Origin of the sequence: Algoriphagus winogradskyi (genome assembly GCF_900182815.1) — a bacterium.
GTDB classification, from domain to species: Bacteria; Bacteroidota; Bacteroidia; order Cytophagales; family Cyclobacteriaceae; genus Algoriphagus; species Algoriphagus winogradskyi.
Window position 1 is genome coordinate 1 of the sequence record NZ_FXUA01000011.1, and the last position, 26,009, is coordinate 26,009.

The window sequence follows — 26,009 nt, forward strand, 5'->3', positions numbered from 1 at the left end:
CCACCTCTTCCCATCCCGAACAGAGAAGTTAAGCCCTGCAGCGCCGATGGTACTGGGGTTACACCCGGGAGAGTAGGTCGCCGCCTCATTTATTCTAAAGCCAGCTTTAAACAGCTGGCTTTTTTGCGTTTACAGGGTTTTGGATTTTTAGAATCTCTCTTTTATCATACTATTTTAAAATCCACTTTTCATTTTTAGAATATTGTTGCAGTTTTGCATCAAAGCCCAATTTGAATGTCTATTCTATTTAAAGGTCTCCGTCTTGTTAATTCTAATGGTTTAAATGAATCCAAGGATTATGTTTTTGATAATGGAGAATTAACTCTTGCTACTTCTAGCAATTCTTTCAAATTTGATCAAGAAATTGATTCCTCTAATTGGCTATTGTCAGAAGGATGGATAGATCTCCGATGTAGTATGGGAGAACCCGGTTATGAGTATAAGGAGTCTATTGAAAGTTTGGCTGAATCATTAGTATCTAGTGGTTTCTCAGCTGCTGTTATACTTCCTAATACCGATCCGGTAATTCAATCTAAGGGAGATGTAGATTTTGTACTTAACAGATCGAAAAAGTATACCCCCGAATTTCTAATACAAGGTGCAGTCACTAAGGATACGGATGGAGAGAATTTGACAGAAATACTCGATATGCATCACCAATCTGGAGTATCTATTTTTGGTGAAGGCAATAAGCCATTAGCAAATGGAGATCGCTATATGAAAATTCTCCAATATCTCCAAAAGTTCAATGGAGTCCTTTTTGATCATGCTTATGATCCTTTATTAGCAATCTTTGGCCATATGCATGAGGGGGAAAATTCTACCATGCTTGGTGTAAAAGGAATTCCAAATCTTGCTGAAGATGTAGCCATTCAGAGAAATCTTGAGATTATCCGCTATACTGGCGGTCGAGTTCATTTTCAAACTGTAAACACTGCAAAAGGGGTTAACCTTATAAGGGGAGCAAAAGCTGAAGGGCTGAATGTTACCGCTGACATATCTATATATCAATTATTGTTTTCGGATGGAGACTTGATGGATTTTGATCCCAATCTTAAAGTGTTGCCGCCTTTTAGAGGTATTTTGGATAGAGATGCTTTGATGGAAGGTCTGAAAGATGGAACTATAGATGCTCTTGTAAGTAACCATCAACCGGAAGACCGTGATTCTAAATTCATGGAATTTGATTTGGCTAATTTTGGTATGGCAGGGTTGCAGACTTTTCTTCCAGCCCTGGTGAAACTTGAAAATGAGCTTGGATGGCCACTGCTTATTGAGAAAATCACTTCCGGTCCAAAGGCTATATTGCCTCACAAACTTTGTAAATCATGGACCATATTTGATCCAGAAGCAAAATGGGATTTTGATGATAAGTCAAACAAATCTCTTTCATCTAATTCACCTTGGTATGGGAAAAAACTTAAAGGTCAGGTGAAATACGTGATTCAAAAAGGACAATTAGTACAATCTGATGTATAAGTACTTTAGCTCAGCTTACAAATTTGGTGGAATAGCAGGTGCTTTTAGTGTTCTAGCATTCATCTCCCTTTCATTTTTGTACCCAGATCCTACTAACTTAAATCTCGTGTTTGGTTATGTGATTACTCCTGTTGCTATCTTTTTAGCAATTAAGTTTTTTAAGGAATACAGTAATAATGGTTATTTATCCTTTGCCGAAGGAATGTCTGTGGGGTTCGTAGCTTATATGTTAGAAGCAATGGTGTCTCTTGTGGGAATTTGGTTGGTACTTTTGCTACATACTACATTGTTTGAGCAAATCAAAGAATCAAAACTTGAAGTATTGTCCGGTAGTAAAGAATCCATAGTAGCTCAGGTGGGAGAAAATTCGTTTAACTTAACCCTTGAAAGTATTCGAAATATGGTGCCTTGGGATATCGCACTGAATGATGCGCTATGGAAAATCATCCCAGGACTGTTTTTTACTATTATTATATCTATTATTTTAAGGAAAAATCCTAACTAACGAACTCATGGAAGAACAACAGTCTCCTTTTCAGGCAGCAATAAAACCAGGTCTAACAATTGGTTTAGTCAGCTTAGCGCTCACCTTCATTGCATATTTTATTGATTCAACCCTACTAGGATCTGCTTGGTTTGGTTTGGTAGCCATAGTATTATTCTTTGTGTTAATTATTTATTTTGGTAAGGAGTATAGAACTGAAATTGGCGGTTTTATGAGTTTTGGGACAGCCTTTAACTTTAGTTTTATTGCCATGGTGATATCAGGGTTGATTGGGTTGTTAGGTCAAATTCTCTTATTCCATGTAATTGATCCTTCTTTAGCAAGCGTATTAGCAGATCAGGCCTTTGAAACTCAAATGTCCATGATGGAAAAATTTGGCCAAAACCCTGATTCTATGGATCCTGCCATACTAGAACAAATGAGAGCTAGCACTTCTAAAGGATTTACCTTGTCTGGCCAGCTTATGAGTTTTGGCTTTGGACTGATTGTGTATGCGATTATTGCCTTAATTTTGGGAGCTATTCTTAAGAAAAAGGATAAGTCTCTCGATTATTAAATTATGACCCAAATTTCAGTTGTAGTTCCTGTATTTAACGAGGAGGAGTCACTGCCTGAATTAACTCAATGGATTAGCCGTGTCATGCATGATCACGGCTTTTCTTATGAGTTGATTTTCATCAATGATGGTAGTACTGATAATTCCTGGGGGATAATTAATTCGCTTTCCCAGCAATTCAATGAGGTGAGAGGGATTAATTTTACCAGAAATTACGGGAAATCCGCAGCATTGGATGCCGGGTTTAAGAAGGCCAGTGGTGATGTAGTGATCACTATGGATGCAGATCTTCAGGATAGCCCTGATGAAATTCCTGGCCTGTACGTAATGATTACTGAAGGGAAATTTGATGTAGTTTCTGGATGGAAAAAGGAACGTCATGATCCATTAGGTAAAACTATTCCATCAAGATTCTTCAATGGAGTGACCCGATGGATTTCAGGGATTAAATTGCATGACTTTAATTGTGGCCTGAAAGCCTACCGACGCAAAGTAGTTAAGAATATCCAGATCTACGGGGAGATGCATCGATACATTCCCTTGCTTGCCAAATGGAATGGCTTTGGGAAAATAGGGGAAAAAGTAGTCCAGCATCAAGCCAGAAAGTACGGCTACTCGAAGTTTGGTCTTGAGCGGTTCTTGAATGGATTCTTGGATTTGATCTCGGTTTCTTTTGTACATAGATACAAAAAGAAGCCTATGCATTTTTTTGGCTTATTGGGTAGTTTTTCATTTTTGACTGGTTTCTTAATCACTTGTTGGTTGATCTTCGAAAAGGTTTACGGATTGAGTAAAGGCCATAATGTGAGAGAAATTACCGAGCAGCCTTTATTCTTTTTGGCATTGGTTGCTTTGATTATTGGAGTGCAATTATTTGTGACAGGCTTTATTGCTGAGCTGATGACTTCAAATCAATCCAAAGAAGCTGAATACAAAATTGACGAAGAGATAAACTTCGACTTTTAATGAAGTTTTCGGTAATCATACCGGTTTATAATCGACCTGAGGAGTTAAAAGAACTACTATTAAGTCTTGCTAAGCAAAGTCTTACTGCTTTTGAAGTGGTCGTAATTGAGGATGGATCTTCTATTGACTCATCAGAAATTATAAATGAATTCAGTTCACAACTAGATATTCAATACCTACCACAAGCAAACACAGGTCAAGGGTTTGCACGTAACAACGGGATGAAAATTGCCAATGGGGATTATTTTGTCATTCTGGATTCTGATGTGCTATTACCCAGAGATTATTTGCACAACCTCTCCAAAGCGATTCAAGATAGAAAGCTTGATGCGTTTGGGGGACCGGATGCTGCTGCTGCTGATTTTTCTGATTTACAGAAAGCAATGGATTTCGCGATGACTTCGGTTTGGACTACTGGCGGCATTCGTGGAAAAATGAAGGACCCATCTAAATACCAAGCCCGTGGATTTAATATGGGTGTGTCAAAAACTGTATTTGAGGTTACAGGTGGTTTTGCAGATCCAAATCAGGGAGAGGATATTGAATGGAGTATCCGTATTAAAAATGCTGGATTCAAACTTGAATTGGTTCGAGAGGCTTACGTTTATCACAAGCGTAAAAACACGCTTTTTTCATTTGCAAAGCAGGCTTTCTCCTTCGGAAGAAATCGGGTAAACGTATCAAGATTTCATCCAGGTGCCATCAAGTTGGTTCATTGGCTACCCACAGCTTTTTTGCTTTTCAGCTTAAGTATTCCGGTTTTTTATTTTCTGAATAATACCCTGTTTCAGATTTCCATTGGTCTATTTCTGGTTTGGAGTATTGGAGTTCTAGTGTCTTCTTCTTCGCAATACAACTCTTTAAAAATTGGGCTACTAAGTTGGCTGACCTCTATGTCACAGCTGTGTTCGTATGGACTTGGCTTACCCTTAGAGGTTTTCAGGAAATTGGTTAAGGGTTAATCTCCTTTTCTACAAACAAAGATTACTTCATCCGGAGGTAATGCATTTTGTTTGATTACTTCTGAAGCCAGTTCCTTTACAAATAAGTTTTCCTCAATACGTATTCCAGACTTTCTCAAGCGCTTTGCATAATCTCTTCCGAACTTTCGAACGTGATCTCTCTGCCCAAAAATCCGTTCTCTCTCGGTCGGGTCTGTAATAGATTTGTCTTCTAAAGTCTTTTCGATAGGGTAGACGGGCGATTGTAAGATGCCCCACCCGCCAGGCTTCAATACTCGATTGAACTCAGCACAGGCCCTAAGGTCGTCATCTACATGTTCCAACACATGGTTGCAAAAGACTACATCAAAGCTGTTTTCGGGAAATGGAATGTCATGCACATCCATTTTGACTTTAGCCAAAGGCGATTCAATATCAGCAGTGATGTAATCCAAATTGTCTAACCCTTCAAACCTCTCTATAAAGCAATGCTCTGGCGCGACATGAAGTACTCGAAGCGGTGCCGTAAAGAAGTCTGTTTTTTCCTCGAGGAAAAGCCACATTAATCTATGTCTTTCCAAAGACAAGCAATTAGGACATAGCGCGTTTGCTCTTGCGATTCGGCCATAAGGCAAGAATTTTTTATAGCTGTGATCACATACCGGGCAAGTGACATCTTTGCCAGAATTCATCTGTGCAAAAACTTTCATGACTAAAGGACTTACCCGCTGTAATAGTGGTCTCGGGACGTATCGAATTACGAAACTAATAATGGATTTCATTTTTGGATCTAATCAAGCTGCAAGTTACGCAAAGGGCTAAAAGGAGGGTAATGAAATAGAATGTTTTGCTTTTTTAGATTTTTTAGGATTTGAGACACACTAAGGTTCTTGTTTGTGAGGAATCAATAACTATTTTAGTTGATCTGAATAGATTACCTTTTTCAATCAAATAATAAAGCCCTTATGAAGATTAGAATCTTACTATTTTTCAAACCCTTTTTACTGTTAACTATTTTGGGCTCAACTATCAATTTTGCAAGTGGTCAAGATGTAAAAACTTTTACGTTGCAAGAGTTAGTTCAGCAGGCAAAAGATAATTCTCCCCGGGCACTTCAGGCAAAAACCCAACGAGAGAATAGCTACTGGAGGTACAGACTATTTAAATCCAATTACAATCCTCAATTAAGGCTTTCGGGTACTATTCCTCAATATTATCAGGAATACAATAATATTACACAGCCAGATGGTTCTATTGAATTTATTGAGGTAAAGCAGAATTTGATGGACTTGGGATTGGGCTTGGAGCAGGTAATTGGGGCCACGGGTGGTACAGTTTCTGTAAATACCTCTACGAATAGGTTTGATAATTTCCTTTCCAACCCAGGAACTCCACAAACAAGATATTCTGGCGTACCCATCAGTGTGGCTTTACAGCAGCCCATTTTTGCTTACAACAGATTTAAATGGGATAAAAAAATTCAGCCATTACTGTTTGAAGAAAGTAAGCGTGAATATGTACAGGATATGGAACAGGTATCAGTATTCGTGACTCAATTGTATTTTGACTATTTAACTGCACAGGTTAACTATGATATCGCCACAACAAATCTTAAGAATACCGAGAACATTTATTCCATTGAACAGAAGAGAAATAAACTTGGCGTAACACCAGAAGATGAACTTCTGCAAGTAGAACTTCAGGTATTGAATGCGCGACAAGCTATGGCCGAGGCGCAATTGTCATTAGAGAGTGCCTCTTTTTCCATGAATGCATTTATAGGCTTAAATCAATCTTCTAAGCTGAACCTGATATCTCCGGTGGATATCCCGGAGTTTGACGTGGACGTTGAGCAAGCAATTTCCCTTGCTTTTCAAAACAGGTCAGAAGTAATTGGGTTTGACAGACAAAAGAATCAAGCTGAAGCGGAAGTGGCACAGGCTAAAGGTGATCGGTTTCAAGTTCAACTAAACGCTAGGTATGGGTACAATAATGCGGCCTTCAGTTTTCCGGATCTTTACCAAAATCCTAATACTCAGGCATTGGTCAGCCTAAATCTATCAGTTCCAATTTTGGATTGGGGTAGAAATAAGGCCAGAATGTCCGTAGCAATGGCAAATCAGGAATTAGTTAACTATACCGTTGAGCAGGAGCAAATTAATTTTCAGGAAAACATTTTCACAAAAGTGAAAAACTTTATCAACATTAAGGAGCGACTGAATGTGACCAAAGTTGCTTCAGATGTGGCTCAGAGAAGATATGATATTGCATTAAGTAGGTACCAAACTGGTAATGTAACTATCTCTAACCTCAATATAGCCCAGAGCGAAAAGGACACTAATAAAAGAGCATTTTATGAGTCCTTACGTGACTTTTGGGTTGCCTATTACGAGCTAAGATCACTTACTTTATATGATTTTGAAAAGGGGGAATTACTATATATACCAGAGGCTGAAAATTGAGAATGTTATTCCTGAATTGGGTTTTCGTCTGGCTTAGGGTTAGTTATGCTACCTTTAGGCAAGCGTCCAGCTTTTTTTAATGATTCCCTGATGATCCATTCCAGCTGACCATTGGTGCTGCGGAACTCATCTCCGGCCCATTTTTCGAGCGCTTTCATCATGTTCTCATCCAGCCGTAGAGCAAATGCTTTTTTCTTAGGCATAATTTATTCTTCCTTCCAATTTTCCATGAAAGCTGTCAGTTCTTTAGCCTTCATTGTCCCGATTAATATTTTTTTCTTTTCGCCTACATCTATTAAAAGTCCTTGATCTCCAAGAACAGAGTAAGCTTTGGTAGTTTTATTTCCTTTAAATCCCCATCCTCCATAGTCTGAGATGGGGCTATAGTTAATGACTTTGTATGACTTAATTGTTTCTTTTTGGAAACTTCGCCACTGACGAATAAATGGCGTGTATCTGAAAGAAATACTTTTATCATCAATCCTTGTTTCAAGTTTCAGATTGAAAATCAGGATGAAAACTAGAATCAATGAGCCAATAACTACTCCCAGGGCAATCGCCATTTCTTGTTTGTCATCGGTGGTAGCATATAATACAATCATTAAGATAATCACTGGTACCTCTGTCAAAATCATGACGTACATGATCCAAGTACCTAGATAAGATTGGCTCTCTTTGAAAATGCGATTAGCCATGGCTATTGATTAAGCGTGCCTACATTTAGTACAGGACTAGCACTTTTGTCGGAACAGAGAACTACCATCAAGTTCGATACCATTACGGCCTTTTTCTCGTCATCAAATTCAATGATGTCTTTTAATTTCAAATCTGCTAATGCCATTTCTACCATTCCAACAGCTCCTTCAACAATTTTTTGTCTTGCCGCTACGATAGCAGTTGCCTGTTGTCTTTGGAGCATGGCTGATGCAATCTCAGAGGCATAAGCCAAGTGAGAAATTCGAGCTTCAATTACTTTGATCCCCGCATGATGTAGACGTTCACTGATCTCTTGCTCTAAGGAATGGTTGACATCTTCAACGCCAGATCGGAGTGTGACCTCAGCTTCTTCAGCTTCAAAATTATCATATGGATATAATCCAGCCATTTTTCGTATTGCTGCGTCTGACTGTAAGTGAACAAAGTTTTCATAATCATCCACATCAAATGTTGCCTTGAAGGTATCTTCCACTTGCCAAACTACGATGGTTCCGATCATTACCGGATTGCCTATTTTGTCGTTCACTTTGACTGGCTTGTTTTCAAAATTTCTCACTCGAAGTGAGATTTTCTTTTTTGTCATAAAAGGATTAACCCAGTAAAAACCATTGTCTTTTACACTTCCTTTATAGTTTCCGAAAAGTAGAAGTACCATTGATTTATTTGGTTCTACGATGAAGAACCCACCTAGACTTATTAGTGCTACCACTACCGATAAGATGCCGACGACAATCATGATTTGCTGAATAAAAAGGGCAACTGCCAAAATAATAAGTGCAAGTACAAACAGGATCATAAAGTATCCTGACATAGGTTTAGTTATTTTTTCCATGTTAATATGATGTTATAATGATATCATATTGAATTACGCTAAAGTTTGATTAAGGTTCAAATTTTTGCAAAAAAAAATACCCCGATGTTAGTCGGGGTATTTGATTAAGTTCGGTTCCTTATTTTTTCTTCGTAAAAAGTGAATCGACAAATTCTTTCCGATTAAAGATTTGTAAATCAGTCATTTTCTCGCCTACTCCAATGTATTTGACTGGAATTTTAAATTGATCTGAGATGCCAATCACCACACCGCCTTTGGCAGTTCCATCAAGTTTGGTGATGGCTAATGAAGTGATTTCTGTGACTTTTGTAAATTCTTTTGCCTGAATAAATGCATTTTGGCCAGTAGATCCATCTAAAACGAGGAGGATCTCATGCGGTGCATCAGGGATGAATTTTTGCATTACGCGCTTGATTTTGCCAAGTTCATTCATCAGATTCACTTTGGTGTGGAGTCGCCCGGCAGTATCAATGATGACGACATCTGCATTAGAATCCACTCCTTGCTTTACCGCATCGAACGCTACCGACGCAGGATCTGTATTCATGCCATGAGACACAACAGGAACGCCGACTCTGTTTCCCCAGAGTATCAATTGATCTACCGCCGCAGCTCTAAATGTATCTGCAGCACCTAGGATTACTGATTTTCCTGCGGATTGGAAAAGATTTGCCAGTTTCCCTATTGTTGTCGTTTTGCCAACACCGTTCACTCCCACCACCATGATTACATAAGGTTTCTTTCCCTCCGGCAAATCAAAATCCATTAAATCTTGAGAATTGTTTTCCTTCAGAAGGTTTTCAATTTCTTCTTTGAGAATCACGTCGAGCTCCGCTGTGTTTACATATTTGTCACGCGCTACTCGTTCTTCAATTCGTTGAATTACTTTGATTGTAGTGTCCACCCCCACGTCAGAGGTGATTAGTATTTCTTCCAATTCATCCAAAATCTCATCGTCCACTTTGGACTTGCCGACTACGGCTTTACTGAGTTTTGAAAAAATGTTTTCGCTTGATTTCTGAAGGCCTTGATCGAGGCTTTCTTTCTTGTCTTTTGAAAAGAAACCAAAGATTCCCATGGGTATGCGTTTTAAAAGTGGAATATAACGAAAAAGTCCCTGCTGACCGATGGACAGAGGGACTAGAATGCCTTATGCTGCAATTTGCAACTTATTTTTTCAAGGTGTCCTGTACCAATGGGGAAGGAACCATTTCTTCTCTGAAGGTATAAGCGCCAGTCTTCTCAGATCTAACAGCCTTGATAACTTTGGCGTAAGTTACGCCGCCTTCTTTCTTAAGGGTTGCTACTACTTTCTTAGCCATAATTTTATCGTTTTAACGGAATTGCTTCCGAGCTAAATTATTTAATTTCTTTATGAACAGTTACCTTCTTCATAATTGGATTGAATTTTTTCAATTCCAATCTTTCAGTAGTATTTTTTCTATTCTTGGTAGTGATGTATCTTGAAGTACCTGGCAATCCAGAAGCTTTGTGCTCCGTGCATTCCATAATCACTTGTACTCTATTGCCTTTCTTAGCCATCTTTGTATTGATTTTAAGGTAGTGACCTTGATTATCTGATTACAATCATCCCGTTATCCTGAGCTTCTTTCAAAACCGCAGTGATACCTTTCTTATTGATAGTCTTCAATGCCTTAGTACAAACTTTCAAAGTGATCCATGCATCTTCTTCTGGAACGTAGAACGTCTTCTTGTGAAGATTTGGGTAGAATCTACGCTTAGTCTTGTTGTTTGCATGGGAGACGTTGTTACCTACTCGAGGTCTTTTTCCGGTTATGTCACAAACTTTTGCCATGGTAATGTATAGTAAATTGTATCCGTTTCTGTAATGAGTCTGCAAATATCGGAACTTTTTGGGGATATGCAACAATGCATTTCAAAAATATTCCCTTTTATATCAGACTTTTGGGTAGGGACAGTGTTTACAGCCGTTCCCGCAGCAATAGCCCCGTTTTAGATGATAACTTTTTGTGAAAACCATCAGTCCTTGCTCGTTGAAATAGAAGTCTTCCGAACTTAATGGGCTACTAGGTTGAGGGTTCTTCGGATCTTTCATGGTTCGGGCAAAGGCAATTACTATATTTGGACTTGACGAGTCCTTATTATATAGTATACAAAATTACGAAAAACATGCAGACTATCACTTCCAGTAAGCAAGCAATAGAGTTAGAAGATCAATACGGCGCGCATAATTATCATCCATTGCCTGTGGTTCTTGCAAGAGGCGAAGGGGTTTTTCTCTGGGATGTAGAGGGTAAGCGTTACTATGATTTCTTGTCAGCCTATTCTGCCGTGAATCAAGGTCACTGCCATCCTCGTATAAAGGATGCTTTAATAGAGCAGGCAAGTACCTTGACTTTGACATCCCGCGCATTTCATAATGACGTATTAGGACCTTTTGAAAAATACATTTCCGATTATTTCGGTTTTGATAAAGTGCTTCCAATGAACACTGGAGCCGAAGGTGTGGAGACTGCGATCAAAATCGCCAGGAAGTGGGGGTATGAGAAAAAGGGTGTGGATGAAAATCGAGCGAAGATCGTAGTAGCGGAGAATAACTTCCACGGCAGAACTACTACTATCATTTCTTTTTCTAATGATGAAAACGCTAGAAAGAACTTTGGTCCCTATACAGCTGGATTTGTGAAAATCCCTTACGATGATATACATGCATTAAACGCAGTCTTGGATGATCCTGATGTGGTGGCATTTTTAGTAGAGCCAATACAAGGTGAAGCTGGAGTGTATGTGCCTGGGCCAAACTATCTAAAAGAAGCTAAGGCTGCCTGCGAGGCAAAGAATGTTTTATTTATAGCAGATGAAATTCAGACAGGGATTGCACGAACAGGAAAGTTGCTGGCTGTGGATCATGAAAATGTACGTCCGGATATTCTGATTCTTGGAAAAGCCGTTTCAGGTGGATTCTATCCAGTATCTCTTGTTTTGGCAGATGATGCGGTGATGAATGTCATCAAGCCAGGTCAGCACGGTTCTACTTTCGGAGGTAATCCTCTAGGAGCCCGCGTAGCCATGACCGCTTTGGAAGTGGTAAAGGATGAAAAGCTTGCGGAGAATGCTGAGAGGTTAGGTGAATTATTTAGGTTTAGGATGCAGAAGCTTGTGGAGAAATCAGATCTAGTGACGCTTGTTAGAGGAAAGGGTTTGCTCAACGCGGTAGTGATTAATGATACTGAAGAAAGCAGTACAGCTTGGGATATTTGTGTTGCCTTGAAAGACAACGGTCTTTTGGCGAAGCCTACACACGGTAATATTATCCGTTTTGCTCCTCCGCTAGTAATGACCGAAGAACAGATTCATGAGTGCTGTGATATTATTGAGAAGACGATTACTTCTTTTGGAAAGTAGAGTAACCTATCTGTTTATTGAATTGACCCTCCCTTGTTTTTGGAACTTGGGAGGGTTTTTTAGTGTCTTATACTTAATTTTGAAAACTTAAAAAACTCGACCAACACATGTTAAAAGCTGTCATTTTTGATATGGATGGGGTGATTTGTCATACCAATCCATTTCATTCTATTGCTTTCCAGCAATTTTTTGCGAAGCGAAACCTCAATCCTACTGAAGCGGAATATGTAGAACATATGTATGGGAAAAACAACGGGTATATTCTGAGTCATTTCCTTGGTAGAAAAATAGAGGGTACAGAATTAGCATTGCTGGAGGATGAGAAAGAAGGGCTTTTCAGGGAAATCTATAAGGATGAAGTGAATCCTATTTCAGGTTTTATGGAGTTTTTTGAGAAGTTGAAATCCGAAGGCTTGCTCACTGCTGTGGCTACCTCGGCTCCTCGTGCAAATCTAGACCTAATTATAGGTGTGCTTGGTATAGGAGAGCAAATGCAATCGCAGCTTGCTTCTGAAGATGTGTCAAAGCATAAACCTGACCCGGAAGTCTACCTAAAAAGTGCGGCAAAGCTTGGTTTGAAGCCTGAGGAATGCTTGGTGTTTGAAGATTCTTTCTCAGGAGCAAGTGCCGGAATCAATGCGGGGATGAAAGTGGTGGGTGTACTTTCCAGTCATACTAAAGATGAGTTGCCGACTTGTGACCTATATATAGAAGATTACAAAAACTTAGATCTTGTCCATATTCAACAACTTTTCAAATAAATCATGCTAAGAAGACCTAGAAGAAATAGAAAATCCGAAGCTGTAAGGAATCTTGTCGAAGAAACCAGTCTTTCTGTCAAAGATCTGATCTTCCCTATGTTTCTGGTGGATGGTGTCAAGAAGAAGGTAGCGATTGATTCCATGCCTAATATATATAGGTACTCTATAGATACGATGCTTGGTGAAATTGAAAGCTGTTTGAAATTGGGGATTCAGTCTTTTGATGTGTTTCCTGCTTATTCGGATAGTTTGAAAGATGCTATTGCTTCAGAAAGTTATAATCCTGAGACTTTTTACCTGAAGGCACTTCGTGAAATCAAAAAGGAATTTCCAGAAGTATGTCTAATGTCTGATGTGGCAATGGATCCATATAGTAGTGACGGGCACGATGGATTAGTGAAAGACGGTAAAATTTTAAATGATGAGACGCTTGAAATTCTTGCAAGGATGTCCTTAGCTCAGGCAGATGCAGGTGTGGATATCATTGGTCCGTCTGATATGATGGATGGTCGAGTAGGTTATATACGGGAGTTATTGGACGAAAGTGGTTTTACAGAGACCTCTATCATGTCTTATACTGCTAAATATGCCAGTGCATTTTATGGTCCGTTTAGAGATGCCTTGGATTCTGCGCCGAAGTTCGGTGATAAAAAGACTTATCAGATGAATCCAGCAAATTCTCAGGAGGCATTGATAGAAGGTGATTTGGATACCGAAGAAGGTGCGGACTTCCTGATGGTGAAGCCAGCGCTTTCCTATTTGGACATTATTAAACTTCTAAACGATAATTTCCCATTGCCGATAGCTGCTTATAATGTGTCTGGTGAGTACAGTATGATTAAAGCTTCAGCAGACAAGGGTTGGATCGATAATGATCGAGCTATGCTCGAAGTGTTGTTGAGCATAAAACGAGCTGGAGCGAAGGTTATTCTTACATATTTTGCCAAAGAATATGCAAGCTTGATGAAATAGAGATCTTAGGTGTATTGTTACCTATAAAACCGGCATATGTCGGTTTTTTTTATGCCTATGGGGTAGATTTCTAGGTATGATTTCTAATAATTATGACATTTTTTTTAAAAATGGGTTAAAAAAATATCGTATTTCTAAAAATTTATATTTTTCGTAAAAACAAACTGATTGCTTAAAATCCTGTTTTTTTCATTTTTTTGAAATAAAATTTCAATTTGAGCCTATTTTTTTTATCAATATTTCGAATTGACAGTGATGCAATCGGTTTCGTAGAATATTATGCATCCAAACCAAATAATATTTTTTATAGTATGAGGTTTTTAAAATGACCATAAAACGTATATTTTTTGCAAAAAATGTAAAAATAGGGTAGAAAAATATATCAAAAATCAGTTTTTGGTGCATAAAACGTAAAAATAGATTTGTTTTATTATCAATAATATAATTACATTCGGTCCAAGTTAAATACATAAAACCTATCGTAAATTCTGAAATTTGTTCTAATAACTATATCTAACCTATGAAGTATTTCGCAACACTGTTGGCCCAAGATGCGGCCGCAACAATGGACTTGTCGGCAGAGATTTCTCAAAATCTCCTCACGACAAACAACGTTTGGATGATGCTTTCCACTGCCTTAGTGTTTATTATGCACTTGGGCTTTGCTGGAGTTGAAGCAGGATTTGGTCAAGCCAAAAACACTGTTAACATCTTATTCAAAAACACAATCACCCCAATACTTGGTATTCTATCATATGCCTTTGTTGGGTTCTACCTGATGTACCCGGGGTTTGAAACTCCAGGGTGGTTTTCATTTGATGCTGCAGGTTGGAGTATGTTTTGGTTTTCACCAGGAGATGCTGATGTGACCACGGGTTATGCTGATGGAGGCTATACTTACTGGACTGATTTCTTGTTCCAAGCTATGTTTGCCGCTACTGCTGCTACAATTGTATCTGGAGCTATAGCGGAGCGAGTGAAATTATGGGCGTATCTGGTTTTCACTCTATTATATGTTGGTATAGTGTATCCAATTATTGGAAGTTGGAAATGGGGTGGTGGAGCTCTAGACGCAATGGGCTTCTATGATTTCGCAGGTAGTACTTTGGTTCACTCTGTAGGTGGATGGGGAGCTTTGGCAGGTGTAATACTAGTTGGTCCTAGAATTGGAAAATATGTAAACGGAAAGACTGTAGATAAGCCGGGGTCAAGTGTTCCATTGGCGGTAATTGGTGTCTTTTTGCTTTGGCTAGGATGGTTTGGATTCAACGGGGGCTCTGTGCTTTCAGCTGATCCGGGACTAGTTTCCTTTGTATTAGTTACTACTTGTTTAGCAGCTTGTGCTGGCGGGCTTGGAGGTTTTCTTGCTGGAAATTTAGTTTTCAAACGCCTTGATCTTGGTATGGTGCTCAATGGAGTACTGGCAGGTTTGGTTGGTATCACAGCGGGAGCTGATGTGATCAACCCATTAGCTGCAGTATTTGTAGGCTTTGTGGCTGGAATTCTAGTAGTGTATTCTGCAGTATTACTTGATAGGTTGCATCTAGATGATGTGGTAGGTGCTATTTCTGTTCACCTAACCTGTGGAATATGGGGCACTCTTGCTGTAGGTCTTTTTTCCACTAATCCTGAGCATACATTTTTCACTCAGTTATTAGGAGTTGCTATATGCGGTGTCGCAGCCTTCTCCGCTGCCTTCATCATCTTTTTTGTACTTAAAAAGACTATTGGGATTCGAGTTTCTGAGGAGCATGAGCGTAACGGCTTAGATTCTCACGAACATGGAATCCGTGGTTACACTATTGTATACGACGAATAGTCAATCCTTTGACTGCCAAAGAGTAGACTTTGGCAGTATTCCTACGCTAATTATTATTTATAAACCTATACCTATTATCGACATGAAAAAAATTCAATTACTACTAGTAGCCTTAATATTGATTGGTACTACAAGCTCATTTGCTCAAGATGTAATTATTATCGAAGAAGAGGAGCCTTCAAAACTGACGTTTTCAGGTTCTGTTGATGCCTATTTCAGAACAAACTTTAACGGTCCAAATAAAGGCGATAATTTTCAAGCGCCTGCCACATCATTTGGTAATTTGCCAGGTTTCTCACTAGGTATGGCAAATATTATTGCTACTTACGAAGGTGAGAAAGTGGGAGCGGTAGCTGACTTAGTCTTTGGGCCTAGAGGAGAGGATGCTGTTTTTGGGTCTCCACTGTATGCAGGAGGAATGGCTGGTAGCTCACAAATTGTCAACCAGTTGTATGTTTACTGGAACGTAAGCGACGCGGTGACCTTAACTATGGGGAACTTCAATACCTTTTTGGGTTATGAAGTGATCTCTCCAACTGCTAACTTCAATTACTCCACTTCTTACATGTTCTCTTACGGTCCATTTTCTCACACTGGCTTAAAGGCAGATTTTGCACTATCTGATAAATGGTCATTGATGGCAGCAGTGATGAATCCAACGGATATGACAGAATTCAATCTAATGGGTACTTATACTTTAGGCGCACAGTTAGGATATTCTACAGATGCTGGAGGGGCTTATTTGAATTTTGTATATGGGGATCAGGATGGTAAGCTTGATATGGATGCACCTTTGGTATCTGGTCAATCTTCTATGGGCAGCCTTTTTCAAGTGGATTTGACAGCTGGATTCGATGTCTCTGAGTCTATTTATGTAGGAATAAATACTACCTACAACACTACTTCCGCAGGTGAACAATATACTGGTTCGAGTATATCTGATTTGGACGGGGACGGCGCAGGCTTCTTGGGCTTTGCTGGATATCTTCAGGCTACTACTTCGGACGTATTTTCTATTGGACTTCGTGGAGAATACTTTAGTGTCTTCAACGGTGGACTTGGTGGAGTGGTAGGGTTAGACGCTCAAGGTGATGGTAGTGTTTTTGCAGCTACTTTATCAGGTAACGTAAGAGTACACAAAAATCTTACGTTGATTCCTGAGTTGAGAATGGATTCTATGAGCGAAGATTTCTTCACCGACAACGATATGAATGCTAGCAAAAATCTTTCTTCCTTTATGTTGGCAGCAGTTTTCGCATTCTAAAAATTTAAACAGGGTCTATTGTTAATCATAAAGCCGGGATGGATTTCATCTCGGTTTTTTTCATTTTTAGGCACTTTGGTCTAAAAGTGGTTCACTTTGAAGTCGTGTTTGGCGAAAAAAGAGTTGAACACCTCAATTTCAGGTTTGTTTTTAAACCATAAAAAATAAGTTTTACAGCTATTTTAAAAATATAATTTTATCATTTCTAAAAAAACCTATAGTAAATACTGATTTTATGTAACCTTTTTATGTGTCTGTAGTATAGTACCCTAAGAGCAACTTAAACTATACTCGTAATGAAATTGAGCAGGGCTTAAATGTCACACATAGGGTGATAGCGTGTCCCGCGAGATTCCATTTGGCAATTAAAAATCAAATTAAAATCATATGAAAAGATCGGTATTATTACTTGCGGTTATGATGGTATCGGCAGTGGGATTTTCACAATCTACCTTGAAAGGTCCAAAAGCTAAGAATGCAAAAGCGACTGAACGCTACGCAAATGCAAAACCTATGAAATTCTACACGGTACCTGACGATACAAAAGGCCCGGTGGCAAAGAATCAAAAGGTATGGAACCAAGAAAATGGAACTACAAAGACTGTACTTATTAGAAGAAAAGAGTCTTTGAAAGGGCCGAAAGCAAAAAATAGAAAAGTTTGGGAAGATTAATTCTCTTTGACTTAATTAATATTCATTGAAATAGCCCGGATTTTTTTCCGGGCTATTGTTGTTTATAGCTCCTGCTCTCTCTCGAGCATTAATATAGCCGCTTGAGATACTATAAAGTACTTTTCACCTTCGTAGATAACCTCATGTGCTCCCGAAAGTAGGAAGATTGCCAAGTCACCTTCTTTGGCTTGAAGGGGAACGTATTTAACTTTTTCTTCACTGTCCATCCATGGTTCGTGGTCATCTGTAGCGACAGGAATTGGATATCCTGGGCCAGCCTTAATGATGTAACCTTGCTGAACTTTTTCTTTTTCCTGCACCCCAGGAGGCAAGTAGAGGCCTGAGCCAGTTTTTGCATTTGGCTTTTTCAAGCGAATCAAAACTCTGTCTCCAACTACAATCAGTTTCTTCAATTTATTGTCAGATGTCAATTGCATGATTGATCTATTCTAGAATTAGGTGGTGAATAACAAATCGATAATTTTGGCTGGTAACTAAAAAGGCACCTGCTTTAACACAGATGCCATTTTAAGTTGGTTTAGCTTTTGAAGCTATTATTTTTTCTCTTCTTCGCTTACTTCTTCGTAATCGACGTCAGATACTCCGTCACCAGCCTCAGCTCCGGCTGCTCCGGCATTTGGATCAGCTCCAGCTGGACCAGCGCCTTCAGCTCCGGCAGCATTGTACATTTCTGTAGAAGCTGCTTCCCATGCCTTATTCAATCCTTCCATCGCAGAATCAATTCCGTCTAGGTTTTGAGATTGATGTGCAGTTTTAAGGGTTTCAAGAGCTTGAGTAATTGCAGTTTTGTTTCCTTCGGAAAGTTTATCTCCGTATTCTTTCAACTGCTTTTCAGTTTGGAACACCAAGCTATCCGCCTGATTCAACTTGTCGATTTTCTCTTTTTCAGCCTTATCTGTAGCAGCATTAGCTTCAGCTTCAGACTTCATTCTGTCGATTTCTTCCTGAGAAAGTCCTGAAGAAGCTTCGATTTTGATCTTCTGCTCTTTGCCAGTTCCTTTATCTTTTGCAGATACATTCAGGATACCGTTCGCATCGATATCGAAAGTCACCTCGATTTGAGGTACACCTCTCTGTGCTGGTGGAATGTCAGAAAGCTGGAATCTACCGATACTTCTGTTGTCCTTAGCCATTGGTCTTTCTCCTTGAAGTACGTGAATGTCAACAGCTGGCTGGTTATCAGCAGCAGTAGAGAATGTCTCGGACTTCTTAGTAGGAATAGTAGTATTAGCTTCGATCAATTTGGTCAATACTCCACCCATTGTTTCAATACCTAGGGAAAGAGGAGTTACATCCAAAAGAAGAACGTCTTTCACTTCACCAGTCAATACTCCACCTTGAATCGCAGCGCCGATCGCTACTACCTCATCAGGGTTTACGCCTTTAGAAGGCTTCTTGCCGAAGAATTTCTCAACTTCTTCCTGGATTTTAGGGATTCTAGTAGAACCACCTACCAAGATTACTTCGTCAATATCTGATGGACTCATGCCAGCGTCAGCCAAAGCCTTCTTACATGGTTCCATTGACCTTTTTACAAGGTCTTCAGAAAGTTGCTCAAACTTAGATCTGCTCAAAGTTCTCACCAAGTGCTTAGGACCTGTTTGAGTTGCAGTGATATATGGCAAGTTGATTTCTGTAGAAGCAGAGCTTGAAAGCTCAATTTTAGCTTTCTCAGCAGCTTCTTTCAAACGCTGTAGCGCCATTGGATCCTGTCTAAGATCGATTTGCTCTTCTGATTTGAATTCTTCAGCTAGCCAGTTCATGATCACCTGATCAAAGTCATCACCACCCAAGTGAACATCACCGTTGGTAGATTTCACTTCGAATACACCGTCACCAAGTTCCAATACAGAGATATCAAATGTACCACCACCAAGGTCATACACAGCGATCTTCATGTCTTGGTGCTTCTTGTCCATCCCGTATGCCAATGCCGCAGCAGTAGGCTCGTTGATGATACGCTTCACTTCTAGGCCTGCGATCTGTCCAGCTTCTTTAGTAGCCTGACGCTCGGAATCATTGAAGTAGGCAGGTACGGTAATTACTGCTTCTGTTACTGTTTGTCCTAAGAAATCTTCAGCTGTAGTCTTCATTTTCTGAAGGATCATTGCAGAAAGCTCCTGAGGAGTATATGATCTGTCACCAATTTTCACTGCAATTGTGTCATTGGTTCCTTTTTCTACTTTATATGAAGCGTGCTTTTTCTCTTCAGAAACTTCAGAGAATTTCTTGCCCATAAATCTTTTGACAGAAGAAATTGTGTTGGCAGGGTTAGTGATTGCCTGACGCTTTGCCGGATCACCTACTTTACGCTCACCATTTCCGTTGTCAAGAAAAGCCACAATTGAAGGTGTGGTTCTTCTTCCCTCACTGTTTTGAATGACTACAGGTTCGTTACCTTCCATCACTGCTACGCAGGAGTTGGTTGTTCCTAAGTCAATGCCTATGATTTTTCCCATGATTATATGTTTTTAAGTTATTTTCGAATTGAATACTTCTCCCTTTCTTCAATGGATGTGCCATCTGAGTTTTCATTACATTTTGTGTCACATTGGCAGAAAAGTTGACACCGACTTTTTGAAATACACACAGAATTGTCATTTTCCCGCCTAAATGGAAACTCCATTCTGACAGTTTTTTAAACACAGAGTCCGTGGATGTTTTGCGGAGATCCACATAGATTGAAAGTTATTAGAGTAGATTTTGATGTTAACATATTTCTCCAGAAGCTGGATGTGGGTTATACTTCCCCAATTCACTTGTGAGCTCTCATGAATATGTTTTTTTGTGAAAATTAGCGTAGCCTTTGCAACCATTCGACTGGCTCTTGCATCTATTAAGTATTATGAAACCATTTTTTAGAGGTAACATGAACGAACGATGTCGATGGTGTCTAGTGATTTTGCTAGGGGTAGTGGTGCTTACGGCAAATAGAGAGCTGGAAATAGTACCAACTATATGGGATTATATGAAGGGTTTTATTCCTGCTGTCAGAAATTTTTTTGGTTGACCTGGTCATTTTCTGGTTCATAGACCTATTTTTAGGTCATGTCAGATTCTCTCATAATTCAAGACTTGTATGTGTATCCAATCAAATCCCTTGCTGGAATTCGTCATAAAGAAGCTACAGTTGAAGAAAGGGGATTTGAATTAGACCGTCGCTGGATGTTAATCAATGAAAATGGTCAGTTTTTATCACAGCGCACTTTTCCTCAAATGGCTTTAGTCAAAGTTGAAATTGAAGCCGAATCACTTAAGGTGTTTCACATTGCAAGCCCCACAGACTTTGTTCGAATTCCTATAGATGAAGAAGGGGAGAAGATTTCTTCTGTGACAGTTTGGGATGATGAGATGCCTGCCCGAATGGTAAGTTCAAACGCTGATGAGTGGTTTAGTAAAATGCTTGGCACAAATGTCCGAATAGTAAAAATGCCTTTGTCAACTGAGCGAAAAGTTGATCCCCGGTATGCAGTAAATAAAGAGTCAGTCAGTTTCGCAGATGGAATGCCGTACCTATTAATCGGGCAGAAATCACTTGATGAGCTCAATTCAAAATTAGATGATGCAGTTCCTATGAATCGTTTTCGCCCGAATATTGTCTTCTCAGGTGGAGATGCTTTTTCGGAAGATACTTGGGGGAAAATACAGATTGGCGAAGTGGATTTTCAGGTGGTAAAGCCTTGTGCCCGATGTGTGATGGTTACTGTGGATCAAACTACTGGCGATAAAGCTGCGGAACCACTGAAGACTTTGGCTGAATTTAGAAAGGAAGGCAACAAAATTCTTTTTGGTCAAAATATGGTTGCTCTATCCAATGGGATTATCAAAGTCGGGGACAAACTTAAGTTGAAGTAAGTCTTAGAATCCCATCCCTAATGCAGATGGAATAGATAGGGTAAGAAAAGAAAATCCTGCTTCTGGAGAAAGCAAGATTTTCTGTGCTCTCCGCGTAAAACTCTGTGATTTCTCTGCGGTAAAAAAATCAGTTACTTGAAGTCTTTAACAGTCTGAATAAATACTTTCACCATTTCTGGATTGATATCTGGATAGACTCCATGTCCTAGATTAGCAATATGTCTAGTCCCACGGAATTGCTCCATCATTTCAATTGTGGCTTCACGAACTTGTTCTCCAGTGCCATAAAGTGCAGCAGGGTCTAAATTTCCTTGCAAAGTTTTCTCAGATCCGATCAGCTTTCTTGATTCAGCTATACCCATATTCCAGTCCAAACCAATTGTTTCGCAGTTCAACCTGCCCATTTCTTCTCTGGCAAAGAAAGCGCCTTTGGCAAAAACTGTCTTGGGTACAGAAGTGATCGCGTCACAGATCTGAGCGATATATGGCAAAGAGAATTCAGCATACTGTTTTGGCCCCAAAATCCCTGCCCAGCTGTCGAATATTTGTATCAATTGAGCACCAGCTTCGATCTGAGCTTTTAGGTAATTGATCGTGCTGTCAGTGATCATCTGAAGCAATTGATGAGAAAAAGCCGGTTGGGTATAAAGCATTTCCCGTGCTGCGGAGAAAGTTTTGCTGCCATGACCTTCTACCATATAGGAGAAGATAGTCCAGGGTGCTCCTGCAAAACCGATCAAAGGAACTCGTCCGTTCAATTCATTTTTAGTGATCCGAATAGCGTCTGTCACATATTGAAGTTCTGAGCCATCTGATACGTGCAATTTTTTCAGATCAGCTTCTGAACGAACGGTGTTTGGAAATAGTGGCCCTCTTTTTTCAACCATTTCATAAGGCAGTCCCATTGCTTCAGGAATTACCAGAATGTCTGAAAATATAATAGCAGCATCTACCCCCAACAAATCTACAGGCTGAATAGTCACTTCTGCGGCAAGCTCTGGAGTCTGGGCAAGCTCAATAAATCCGCTTACACTTTCCCTTACTTTTCGATATTCTGGCAAAATTCTGCCTGCCTGACGCATCAGCCAAACTGGAGTTCTTTCAATAGATGCGCCTTTAGCGGCACGAAGTAGGAGGTCATTCTGTAAATGCATGGGGCAAAGATAAGCGCCAAATTATATATGGCTTTTAAAATTGACACATAAAAAAACTGGAACAATAAAAAATCATTGTTCCAGTTCGTGGTAATCCAGTTGGTTTAGGTGATGTGTTTGGTGGAATATTACTCGATGCGTTTGAAGTCTGAGTCACTTAAGCCCATTAGTTTTGTGACAGCGTTATAATCAGTTAGATCAATTCTAGCATTGGCAGAGAGAAGTTCTCCAGGCACTATTACAATTCTGAACAATTGATTGTCAGTCCACTCTGGTCCCAATAAACTGTAATCAAGCGGGCCATCTAGGAATAAACTGAAGTCATTATTTGAAAAGTCATAGTTGTACATCAGTACACCTTCTTCAAAGAATACGGTTTGTGGAAGCGCTCTCCAAATCGGATTAGAACCATCAGCATCCCATTGGATAAATGCCAAAACCATATCCCCATCAAAAATTGGCGGATCAAAATCTCTGATCACTTGGAAATTGTTTGCTTGGTTGAAATCAATTTCTAGCTCAAATACCTCTGATAAAATATTAATCCCAGGTTCTCCCTCAGGTCCTGGAATTCCCTGAGGCCCCTCAGGTCCTTCACATGATTGGAATACGAACATTCCAAAAAGTGCCAAAATTAGTAAGTTGATATTTTTCATAGTCGTAGTTTGTTAAGGTTAGTTAGATTCTTTCACGAATTGTGCCATTAAATGGTTGGTTAAAAACCTTAACAACTTTTTACTTAATAGGCGCGATCACTTGTACTTCTCCCTCAGAGATAATTTTGTCGATATAAATACCGCTAAGCTCCAGACTATTTTCTTCGGCAAATTCTGACAGCTTTTCTTTCACTGCATCAGGGTCAGGCATTACCCACTTATTACTTTTGATGGTGGCTAATAGATAGCTACTGTTTTCGAAAGCTCGATATTCCATGTCAGTGAGGGGCAGGATTTGATTGATACCTACAAAAACTACCATCGTATCTAATTTGCCTGCAGGTTCTACCTCATAGATTGTATGAAGGTGACTCCCAGGATGTAGCCCTTTTTGGGATTCCATATACTTGAAAATCTCTCCTAACTCCTCGTTACCAGGTACTCCACGATAAGTAATTCCAGCTAGGTTTTGTGGTTTTTCCTCAATAAAAGTTATTTCTATTGGGGTATTGCCACCCAATTTGCTAAAACCCCAAAACCCCAAAATAGTGAGGGTAGAAATCAGCGCTACACCTAGAACCAAGAACTTTTTCATGTTTAGAAAAGGTAACGAACACCAATTCCACCTTGGCCTTTGATATGTCCAATGCGGTCAATTAACTCTAGGAAAAATCCGGCTTCGCCAAAAACTGAGATGGGCACATCATCAAAGTAGTATTCTGCCCCAAGAAATGCTTCTGGGCCAAAATCGACATTGGTTCTGTTGTCATTTTTTATGAGTGATGAAGTTTGGCCATCAGCATAAGAGTAAGTCACTTTGGTGGTTCTTAATTGAATCCCAGCACCGCCATATGCCATCAAATATCCTTCAGTGATCCCAAAAACATCCGTAATATCCTCGTGATAAGCAGAGCGTACATTAAAAGAGATCCCTTTGTTGGCACTATGAGAGATGTAAAAGGCATTAGATTCCGGAAGATTAGTTTCAAAGTCCTTTTGATAATAGCTAGAGCCATTTATACCGGCACTACCAATCATCCCTTCGATAGAAATGTATTCTGTCAGAAAATCTTTATAGGTGATAGAAAGGGGCTCTCCAAGTCGAATGCCTACTCCTCTTTCCTGTGCAAAACTGATAAATGGCAGTAATACCAAAAGGGTAATTAATTTGAATTTCACTTTATATGTTGGTTTAGGATTAGAATTCAAAATCAGGCTAGATCGCCATTGTTTTGAGTTGCATTTGATGCAGTTGAGTGTAGTAACCACCCAATTCTAATAAAGCATCATGTGTGCCAGTCTCGACAATTTCGCCTTTGTGGAGAACAATAATTTTGTCCGCCTTTTGGATGGTAGAAAGTCTATGGGCAATAACGATTGAAGTCCTTCCCGTCATCATGGTTTCTATAGATTCCTGGATCAATTCCTCTGTTTCTGTATCTACAGATGAAGTTGCTTCATCCAGAATGATGATTTCAGGATTGTAGACCATAGCCCGAACGAAGGAAATGAGTTGTCGCTGACCCACAGAAAGGGTCGCTCCTCGTTCCATGACATTGTAATCCAATCCGCCTGGAAGTCTTTCTATAAACCTCTTTGCGCCAGCTAATTCCGCTGCATACATCACCTGCTCACGGGAAATGTCCGGATTGCCAAGCGTGATATTGTAGAATATAGTATTCGAAAAAAGGAAAACATCCTGAAGTACCACACCTATGTGCTTGCGTAAGGTGTCTAATTCAAATTCGCGGATATCATGTCCGTCAATGGTGATATCGCCTTTGTTAATCTCATAGAATCTAGAAATTAAATTGATTATAGAAGATTTACCAGCGCCAGTTGCGCCGACTAGGGCTACTGTCTGACCAGATTCTACTTCAAAACTGATGTCTTTCAGCACATAATCCTCATCTACGTAGGCAAACCAAACATTTTCTAATTTTATATTTCCTTTGACCTTGGCGGGGCTGAAATTTCCCTCATTTGCAATGTGCTCATCGCTCTCAAGTAATTTGAATATTCGGGAAGAGCTTACCACGCCCATTTGAAGCGTATTGAATCTATCCGCAATCATCCGAATAGGTCGGAAGAAAAGTTGCAAATACATGATAAAGGAAATCAGCACACCTATTTCAATCTCCATTCCCAAGACACCGACTGCACCGTACCAAACGACCAATCCGATTCCGATTGCTTGAATGATTTCTGCCACGGGAAAATATATAGAGTAATATAGCACTGAGCGAATGTGTGCTCTCCGATGCTCTTTATTTATTTCTTTGAATTTCTCAAATTCCCGCTCCTCTCGATTGAAGATTTGTACGATGTTCATTCCGGTGATGTGCTCCTGCAGAAATGAGTTCAAATTGGAAACGGCATTTCGTACGTCATTGAAAGTGACTTTGATTTTTTCCTTAAAAACATAAGTAGAAATAATCATCAGTGGCAAGGTAGATAAACTAACCAATGTCAATTTCCAGTCAATGTAAAACATGACTCCAAGAATAGTGACTAATTGAAGCAAGTCGCCGATTATTGCCGCCAATCCCTCAGAAAACACATCTGCGAGGGTCTCGATATCAGAAATATTACGGGTCACCAATCTACCGATTGGAGTATTGTCAAAGAATTTTAAACGGAGCTTGAGCAGGTGTTTGTATAGTTTTACCCTAATGTCCCGAATAATCACTTGGCCTATCCAGCCTGAATAATAGGTGTGTGCCCATTGGACAAATGCTTGCAAAATCATCAGTCCTACGAGCAGATAGATGATTTTTAGGAGCCCAGCAGCATCTCCTACCGCTACATAATCGTCAATTGCGACCTGAATGAAATATGGCCGAGTTGGTGCTAAAATAGCAAGGGCGATGGTAAGAAAGATTAGAAAATAGAACTGTGCCTTGTAAGGTTTTACAAAGCCATATAGCTGCTTGAGTACTTTCGAATCGACGATTTCGCCGGAGGATGATTTTTCTTGTTCTAAGCTCAAG

The 26,009-nt window shown here is 39.7% G+C and carries 29 protein-coding genes and 1 rRNA gene; 14 read left to right on the forward strand and 16 right to left on the reverse strand.

Going from position 1 to position 26,009, the window contains the following annotated elements:
* The 6 genes from rrf to QOL76_RS20190 all read left to right on the forward strand — a co-directional run.
* A 5S ribosomal RNA gene (gene rrf, locus QOL76_RS20165) occupies positions 1-89 on the forward strand; the annotation flags it as partial.
* 145 nt (positions 90-234) lie between these two features.
* A complete protein-coding gene (locus QOL76_RS20170; protein WP_283414772.1) occupies positions 235-1,479 on the forward strand; it encodes a dihydroorotase in 1,245 nt (414 codons plus the stop codon).
* A complete protein-coding gene (locus QOL76_RS20175) occupies positions 1,472-1,984 on the forward strand; it encodes a DUF4199 domain-containing protein (protein ID WP_283414773.1) in 513 nt (170 codons plus the stop codon). The genes QOL76_RS20170 and QOL76_RS20175 overlap by 8 nt, the downstream gene beginning before the upstream one ends.
* Positions 1,985-1,991: 7 nt before the next feature.
* Positions 1,992-2,540, forward strand: coding sequence for a DUF4199 domain-containing protein (locus tag QOL76_RS20180; RefSeq protein WP_283414774.1), 549 nt, complete (start codon positions 1,992-1,994; stop codon positions 2,538-2,540).
* A gap of 3 nt (positions 2,541-2,543) precedes the next feature.
* Positions 2,544-3,506: a glycosyltransferase family 2 protein gene (locus QOL76_RS20185; RefSeq protein WP_283414775.1), complete on the forward strand. Its 963-nt coding sequence runs from the start codon at positions 2,544-2,546 to the stop codon at positions 3,504-3,506.
* Complete coding sequence (locus QOL76_RS20190; protein WP_283414776.1) at positions 3,506-4,468, forward strand: glycosyltransferase family 2 protein; 963 nt, start codon at positions 3,506-3,508, stop codon at positions 4,466-4,468. The genes QOL76_RS20185 and QOL76_RS20190 overlap by 1 nt, the downstream gene beginning before the upstream one ends.
* Here QOL76_RS20190 and QOL76_RS20195 read toward each other — a convergent pair.
* A complete protein-coding gene (locus QOL76_RS20195) occupies positions 4,465-5,229 on the reverse strand; it encodes a class I SAM-dependent methyltransferase (RefSeq protein ID WP_283414777.1) in 765 nt (254 codons plus the stop codon). The genes QOL76_RS20190 and QOL76_RS20195 overlap by 4 nt on opposite strands.
* A gap of 183 nt (positions 5,230-5,412) precedes the next feature.
* Here QOL76_RS20195 and QOL76_RS20200 point away from each other — a divergent pair, with 183 nt between their 5' ends.
* Positions 5,413-6,909, forward strand: coding sequence for a TolC family protein (locus QOL76_RS20200; protein WP_283414778.1), 1,497 nt, complete (start codon positions 5,413-5,415; stop codon positions 6,907-6,909).
* Positions 6,910-6,914: 5 nt separating this feature from the next.
* Here the strand turns inward: QOL76_RS20200 and QOL76_RS20205 are convergent, their stop codons facing one another.
* From QOL76_RS20205 to QOL76_RS20240, 8 genes are all read right to left on the reverse strand, one after another.
* On the reverse strand, positions 6,915-7,112 hold the full coding sequence (locus tag QOL76_RS20205; RefSeq protein WP_283414779.1) for a type II toxin-antitoxin system antitoxin: 198 nt from the start codon (positions 7,110-7,112) through the stop codon (positions 6,915-6,917).
* Positions 7,113-7,115: 3 nt separating this feature from the next.
* The gene (locus QOL76_RS20210) at positions 7,116-7,604 is read right to left on the reverse strand and encodes a hypothetical protein (protein WP_283414780.1); all 489 of its coding nucleotides are present in this window, start codon (positions 7,602-7,604) and stop codon (positions 7,116-7,118) included.
* 2 nt (positions 7,605-7,606) lie between these two features.
* A complete protein-coding gene (locus tag QOL76_RS20215; RefSeq protein WP_283414781.1) occupies positions 7,607-8,458 on the reverse strand; it encodes an SPFH domain-containing protein in 852 nt (283 codons plus the stop codon).
* A 118-nt stretch (positions 8,459-8,576) separates the two neighbouring features.
* Complete coding sequence (gene ftsY / locus QOL76_RS20220; RefSeq protein ID WP_283414782.1) at positions 8,577-9,536, reverse strand: signal recognition particle-docking protein FtsY; 960 nt, start codon at positions 9,534-9,536, stop codon at positions 8,577-8,579.
* 91 nt (positions 9,537-9,627) lie between these two features.
* Positions 9,628-9,780, reverse strand: a complete 153-nt coding sequence (locus QOL76_RS20225; protein WP_111610562.1) for a DUF4295 domain-containing protein — start codon at positions 9,778-9,780, stop codon at positions 9,628-9,630.
* Positions 9,781-9,817: 37 nt separating this feature from the next.
* Complete coding sequence (gene rpmG, locus QOL76_RS20230) at positions 9,818-10,000, reverse strand: 50S ribosomal protein L33 (RefSeq protein ID WP_057939355.1); 183 nt, start codon at positions 9,998-10,000, stop codon at positions 9,818-9,820.
* A gap of 31 nt (positions 10,001-10,031) precedes the next feature.
* A complete protein-coding gene (rpmB, locus tag QOL76_RS20235; RefSeq protein ID WP_057939354.1) occupies positions 10,032-10,274 on the reverse strand; it encodes a 50S ribosomal protein L28 in 243 nt (80 codons plus the stop codon).
* Positions 10,275-10,376: 102 nt separating this feature from the next.
* Entirely contained in the window at positions 10,377-10,535 is a 159-nt protein-coding gene (locus tag QOL76_RS20240) for a C1orf53 family protein (RefSeq protein ID WP_283414783.1), read from the reverse strand.
* A 74-nt stretch (positions 10,536-10,609) separates the two neighbouring features.
* Between QOL76_RS20240 and rocD the strand changes: the two genes are divergently transcribed.
* The 6 genes from rocD to QOL76_RS20270 all read left to right on the forward strand — a co-directional run bounded on the left by rocD (position 10,610) and on the right by QOL76_RS20270 (position 17,333).
* Positions 10,610-11,845, forward strand: a complete 1,236-nt coding sequence (gene rocD, locus QOL76_RS20245; protein ID WP_283414784.1) for an ornithine--oxo-acid transaminase — start codon at positions 10,610-10,612, stop codon at positions 11,843-11,845.
* 107 nt (positions 11,846-11,952) lie between these two features.
* On the forward strand, positions 11,953-12,606 hold the full coding sequence (locus QOL76_RS20250; RefSeq protein ID WP_283414785.1) for an HAD family hydrolase: 654 nt from the start codon (positions 11,953-11,955) through the stop codon (positions 12,604-12,606).
* A 3-nt stretch (positions 12,607-12,609) separates the two neighbouring features.
* Complete coding sequence (gene hemB, locus QOL76_RS20255; protein ID WP_283414786.1) at positions 12,610-13,578, forward strand: porphobilinogen synthase; 969 nt, start codon at positions 12,610-12,612, stop codon at positions 13,576-13,578.
* A gap of 520 nt (positions 13,579-14,098) precedes the next feature.
* Positions 14,099-15,397 carry an ammonium transporter gene (locus tag QOL76_RS20260; RefSeq protein WP_283414787.1) on the forward strand — a complete coding sequence of 433 codons (1,299 nt, stop codon included), beginning with the start codon at positions 14,099-14,101 and terminating at the stop codon, positions 15,395-15,397.
* 82 nt (positions 15,398-15,479) lie between these two features.
* Positions 15,480-16,661 carry a porin gene (locus QOL76_RS20265; protein WP_283414788.1) on the forward strand — a complete coding sequence of 394 codons (1,182 nt, stop codon included), beginning with the start codon at positions 15,480-15,482 and terminating at the stop codon, positions 16,659-16,661.
* Positions 16,662-17,048: 387 nt separating this feature from the next.
* The gene (locus tag QOL76_RS20270) at positions 17,049-17,333 is read left to right on the forward strand and encodes a hypothetical protein (RefSeq protein ID WP_283414789.1); all 285 of its coding nucleotides are present in this window, start codon (positions 17,049-17,051) and stop codon (positions 17,331-17,333) included.
* 62 nt (positions 17,334-17,395) lie between these two features.
* On the opposite strand, the gene QOL76_RS20275 is transcribed toward QOL76_RS20270, so the two are convergent.
* Together QOL76_RS20275 and dnaK are read right to left on the reverse strand one after the other, a co-directional pair.
* The gene (locus QOL76_RS20275; RefSeq protein ID WP_283414790.1) at positions 17,396-17,770 is read right to left on the reverse strand and encodes a co-chaperone GroES; all 375 of its coding nucleotides are present in this window, start codon (positions 17,768-17,770) and stop codon (positions 17,396-17,398) included.
* 117 nt (positions 17,771-17,887) lie between these two features.
* Positions 17,888-19,813, reverse strand: a complete 1,926-nt coding sequence (gene dnaK / locus QOL76_RS20280; protein ID WP_283414791.1) for a molecular chaperone DnaK — start codon at positions 19,811-19,813, stop codon at positions 17,888-17,890.
* Between the two features lie 589 nt (positions 19,814-20,402).
* Here dnaK and QOL76_RS20285 point away from each other — a divergent pair.
* Positions 20,403-21,209, forward strand: coding sequence for an MOSC domain-containing protein (locus QOL76_RS20285; RefSeq protein WP_283414792.1), 807 nt, complete (start codon positions 20,403-20,405; stop codon positions 21,207-21,209).
* A 131-nt stretch (positions 21,210-21,340) separates the two neighbouring features.
* Here QOL76_RS20285 and hemE read toward each other — a convergent pair whose 3' ends face one another.
* From hemE to QOL76_RS20310, 5 genes are all read right to left on the reverse strand, one after another.
* On the reverse strand, positions 21,341-22,363 hold the full coding sequence (gene hemE / locus QOL76_RS20290; RefSeq protein WP_283414793.1) for a uroporphyrinogen decarboxylase: 1,023 nt from the start codon (positions 22,361-22,363) through the stop codon (positions 21,341-21,343).
* A 128-nt stretch (positions 22,364-22,491) separates the two neighbouring features.
* The gene (locus QOL76_RS20295; protein WP_283414794.1) at positions 22,492-23,019 is read right to left on the reverse strand and encodes a hypothetical protein; all 528 of its coding nucleotides are present in this window, start codon (positions 23,017-23,019) and stop codon (positions 22,492-22,494) included.
* A gap of 79 nt (positions 23,020-23,098) precedes the next feature.
* Complete coding sequence (locus tag QOL76_RS20300; protein WP_283414795.1) at positions 23,099-23,614, reverse strand: hypothetical protein; 516 nt, start codon at positions 23,612-23,614, stop codon at positions 23,099-23,101.
* A gap of 2 nt (positions 23,615-23,616) precedes the next feature.
* Positions 23,617-24,198 (reverse strand): hypothetical protein, encoded by a 582-nt coding sequence (locus tag QOL76_RS20305; RefSeq protein WP_283414796.1) that lies wholly within the window; start codon positions 24,196-24,198, stop codon positions 23,617-23,619.
* 37 nt (positions 24,199-24,235) lie between these two features.
* Positions 24,236-26,008 carry an ABC transporter ATP-binding protein gene (locus QOL76_RS20310; RefSeq protein WP_283414797.1) on the reverse strand — a complete coding sequence of 591 codons (1,773 nt, stop codon included), beginning with the start codon at positions 26,006-26,008 and terminating at the stop codon, positions 24,236-24,238.
* Position 26,009: the final 1 nt, after the last annotated feature.

Coding starts and splice junctions, on each gene's coding strand:
- QOL76_RS20270 (WP_283414789.1), top strand. CDS start 17,049: ATGAAAAGATCGGTATTATTACTTGCGGTTATGATGGTATCGGCAGTG.
- QOL76_RS20185 (WP_283414775.1), top strand. CDS start 2,544: ATGACCCAAATTTCAGTTGTAGTTCCTGTATTTAACGAGGAGGAGTCA.
- QOL76_RS20170 (WP_283414772.1), top strand. CDS start 235: ATGTCTATTCTATTTAAAGGTCTCCGTCTTGTTAATTCTAATGGTTTA.
- QOL76_RS20240 (WP_283414783.1), bottom strand. CDS start 10,535: ATGAAAGATCCGAAGAACCCTCAACCTAGTAGCCCATTAAGTTCGGAA.
- QOL76_RS20275 (WP_283414790.1), bottom strand. CDS start 17,770: ATGCAATTGACATCTGACAATAAATTGAAGAAACTGATTGTAGTTGGA.
- QOL76_RS20175 (WP_283414773.1), top strand. CDS start 1,472: ATGTATAAGTACTTTAGCTCAGCTTACAAATTTGGTGGAATAGCAGGT.
- dnaK (WP_283414791.1), bottom strand. CDS start 19,813: ATGGGAAAAATCATAGGCATTGACTTAGGAACAACCAACTCCTGCGTA.
- QOL76_RS20225 (WP_111610562.1), bottom strand. CDS start 9,780: ATGGCTAAGAAAGTAGTAGCAACCCTTAAGAAAGAAGGCGGCGTAACT.
- QOL76_RS20180 (WP_283414774.1), top strand. CDS start 1,992: ATGGAAGAACAACAGTCTCCTTTTCAGGCAGCAATAAAACCAGGTCTA.
- QOL76_RS20295 (WP_283414794.1), bottom strand. CDS start 23,019: ATGAAAAATATCAACTTACTAATTTTGGCACTTTTTGGAATGTTCGTA.
- QOL76_RS20300 (WP_283414795.1), bottom strand. CDS start 23,614: ATGAAAAAGTTCTTGGTTCTAGGTGTAGCGCTGATTTCTACCCTCACT.
- QOL76_RS20210 (WP_283414780.1), bottom strand. CDS start 7,604: ATGGCTAATCGCATTTTCAAAGAGAGCCAATCTTATCTAGGTACTTGG.
- QOL76_RS20190 (WP_283414776.1), top strand. CDS start 3,506: ATGAAGTTTTCGGTAATCATACCGGTTTATAATCGACCTGAGGAGTTA.
- QOL76_RS20205 (WP_283414779.1), bottom strand. CDS start 7,112: ATGCCTAAGAAAAAAGCATTTGCTCTACGGCTGGATGAGAACATGATG.
- QOL76_RS20200 (WP_283414778.1), top strand. CDS start 5,413: ATGAAGATTAGAATCTTACTATTTTTCAAACCCTTTTTACTGTTAACT.
- rpmB (WP_057939354.1), bottom strand. CDS start 10,274: ATGGCAAAAGTTTGTGACATAACCGGAAAAAGACCTCGAGTAGGTAAC.
- QOL76_RS20215 (WP_283414781.1), bottom strand. CDS start 8,458: ATGGAAAAAATAACTAAACCTATGTCAGGATACTTTATGATCCTGTTT.
- rocD (WP_283414784.1), top strand. CDS start 10,610: ATGCAGACTATCACTTCCAGTAAGCAAGCAATAGAGTTAGAAGATCAA.
- QOL76_RS20195 (WP_283414777.1), bottom strand. CDS start 5,229: ATGAAATCCATTATTAGTTTCGTAATTCGATACGTCCCGAGACCACTA.
- QOL76_RS20285 (WP_283414792.1), top strand. CDS start 20,403: ATGTCAGATTCTCTCATAATTCAAGACTTGTATGTGTATCCAATCAAA.
- QOL76_RS20260 (WP_283414787.1), top strand. CDS start 14,099: ATGAAGTATTTCGCAACACTGTTGGCCCAAGATGCGGCCGCAACAATG.
- rpmG (WP_057939355.1), bottom strand. CDS start 10,000: ATGGCTAAGAAAGGCAATAGAGTACAAGTGATTATGGAATGCACGGAG.
- QOL76_RS20250 (WP_283414785.1), top strand. CDS start 11,953: ATGTTAAAAGCTGTCATTTTTGATATGGATGGGGTGATTTGTCATACC.
- hemE (WP_283414793.1), bottom strand. CDS start 22,363: ATGCATTTACAGAATGACCTCCTACTTCGTGCCGCTAAAGGCGCATCT.
- hemB (WP_283414786.1), top strand. CDS start 12,610: ATGCTAAGAAGACCTAGAAGAAATAGAAAATCCGAAGCTGTAAGGAAT.
- QOL76_RS20265 (WP_283414788.1), top strand. CDS start 15,480: ATGAAAAAAATTCAATTACTACTAGTAGCCTTAATATTGATTGGTACT.
- ftsY (WP_283414782.1), bottom strand. CDS start 9,536: ATGGGAATCTTTGGTTTCTTTTCAAAAGACAAGAAAGAAAGCCTCGAT.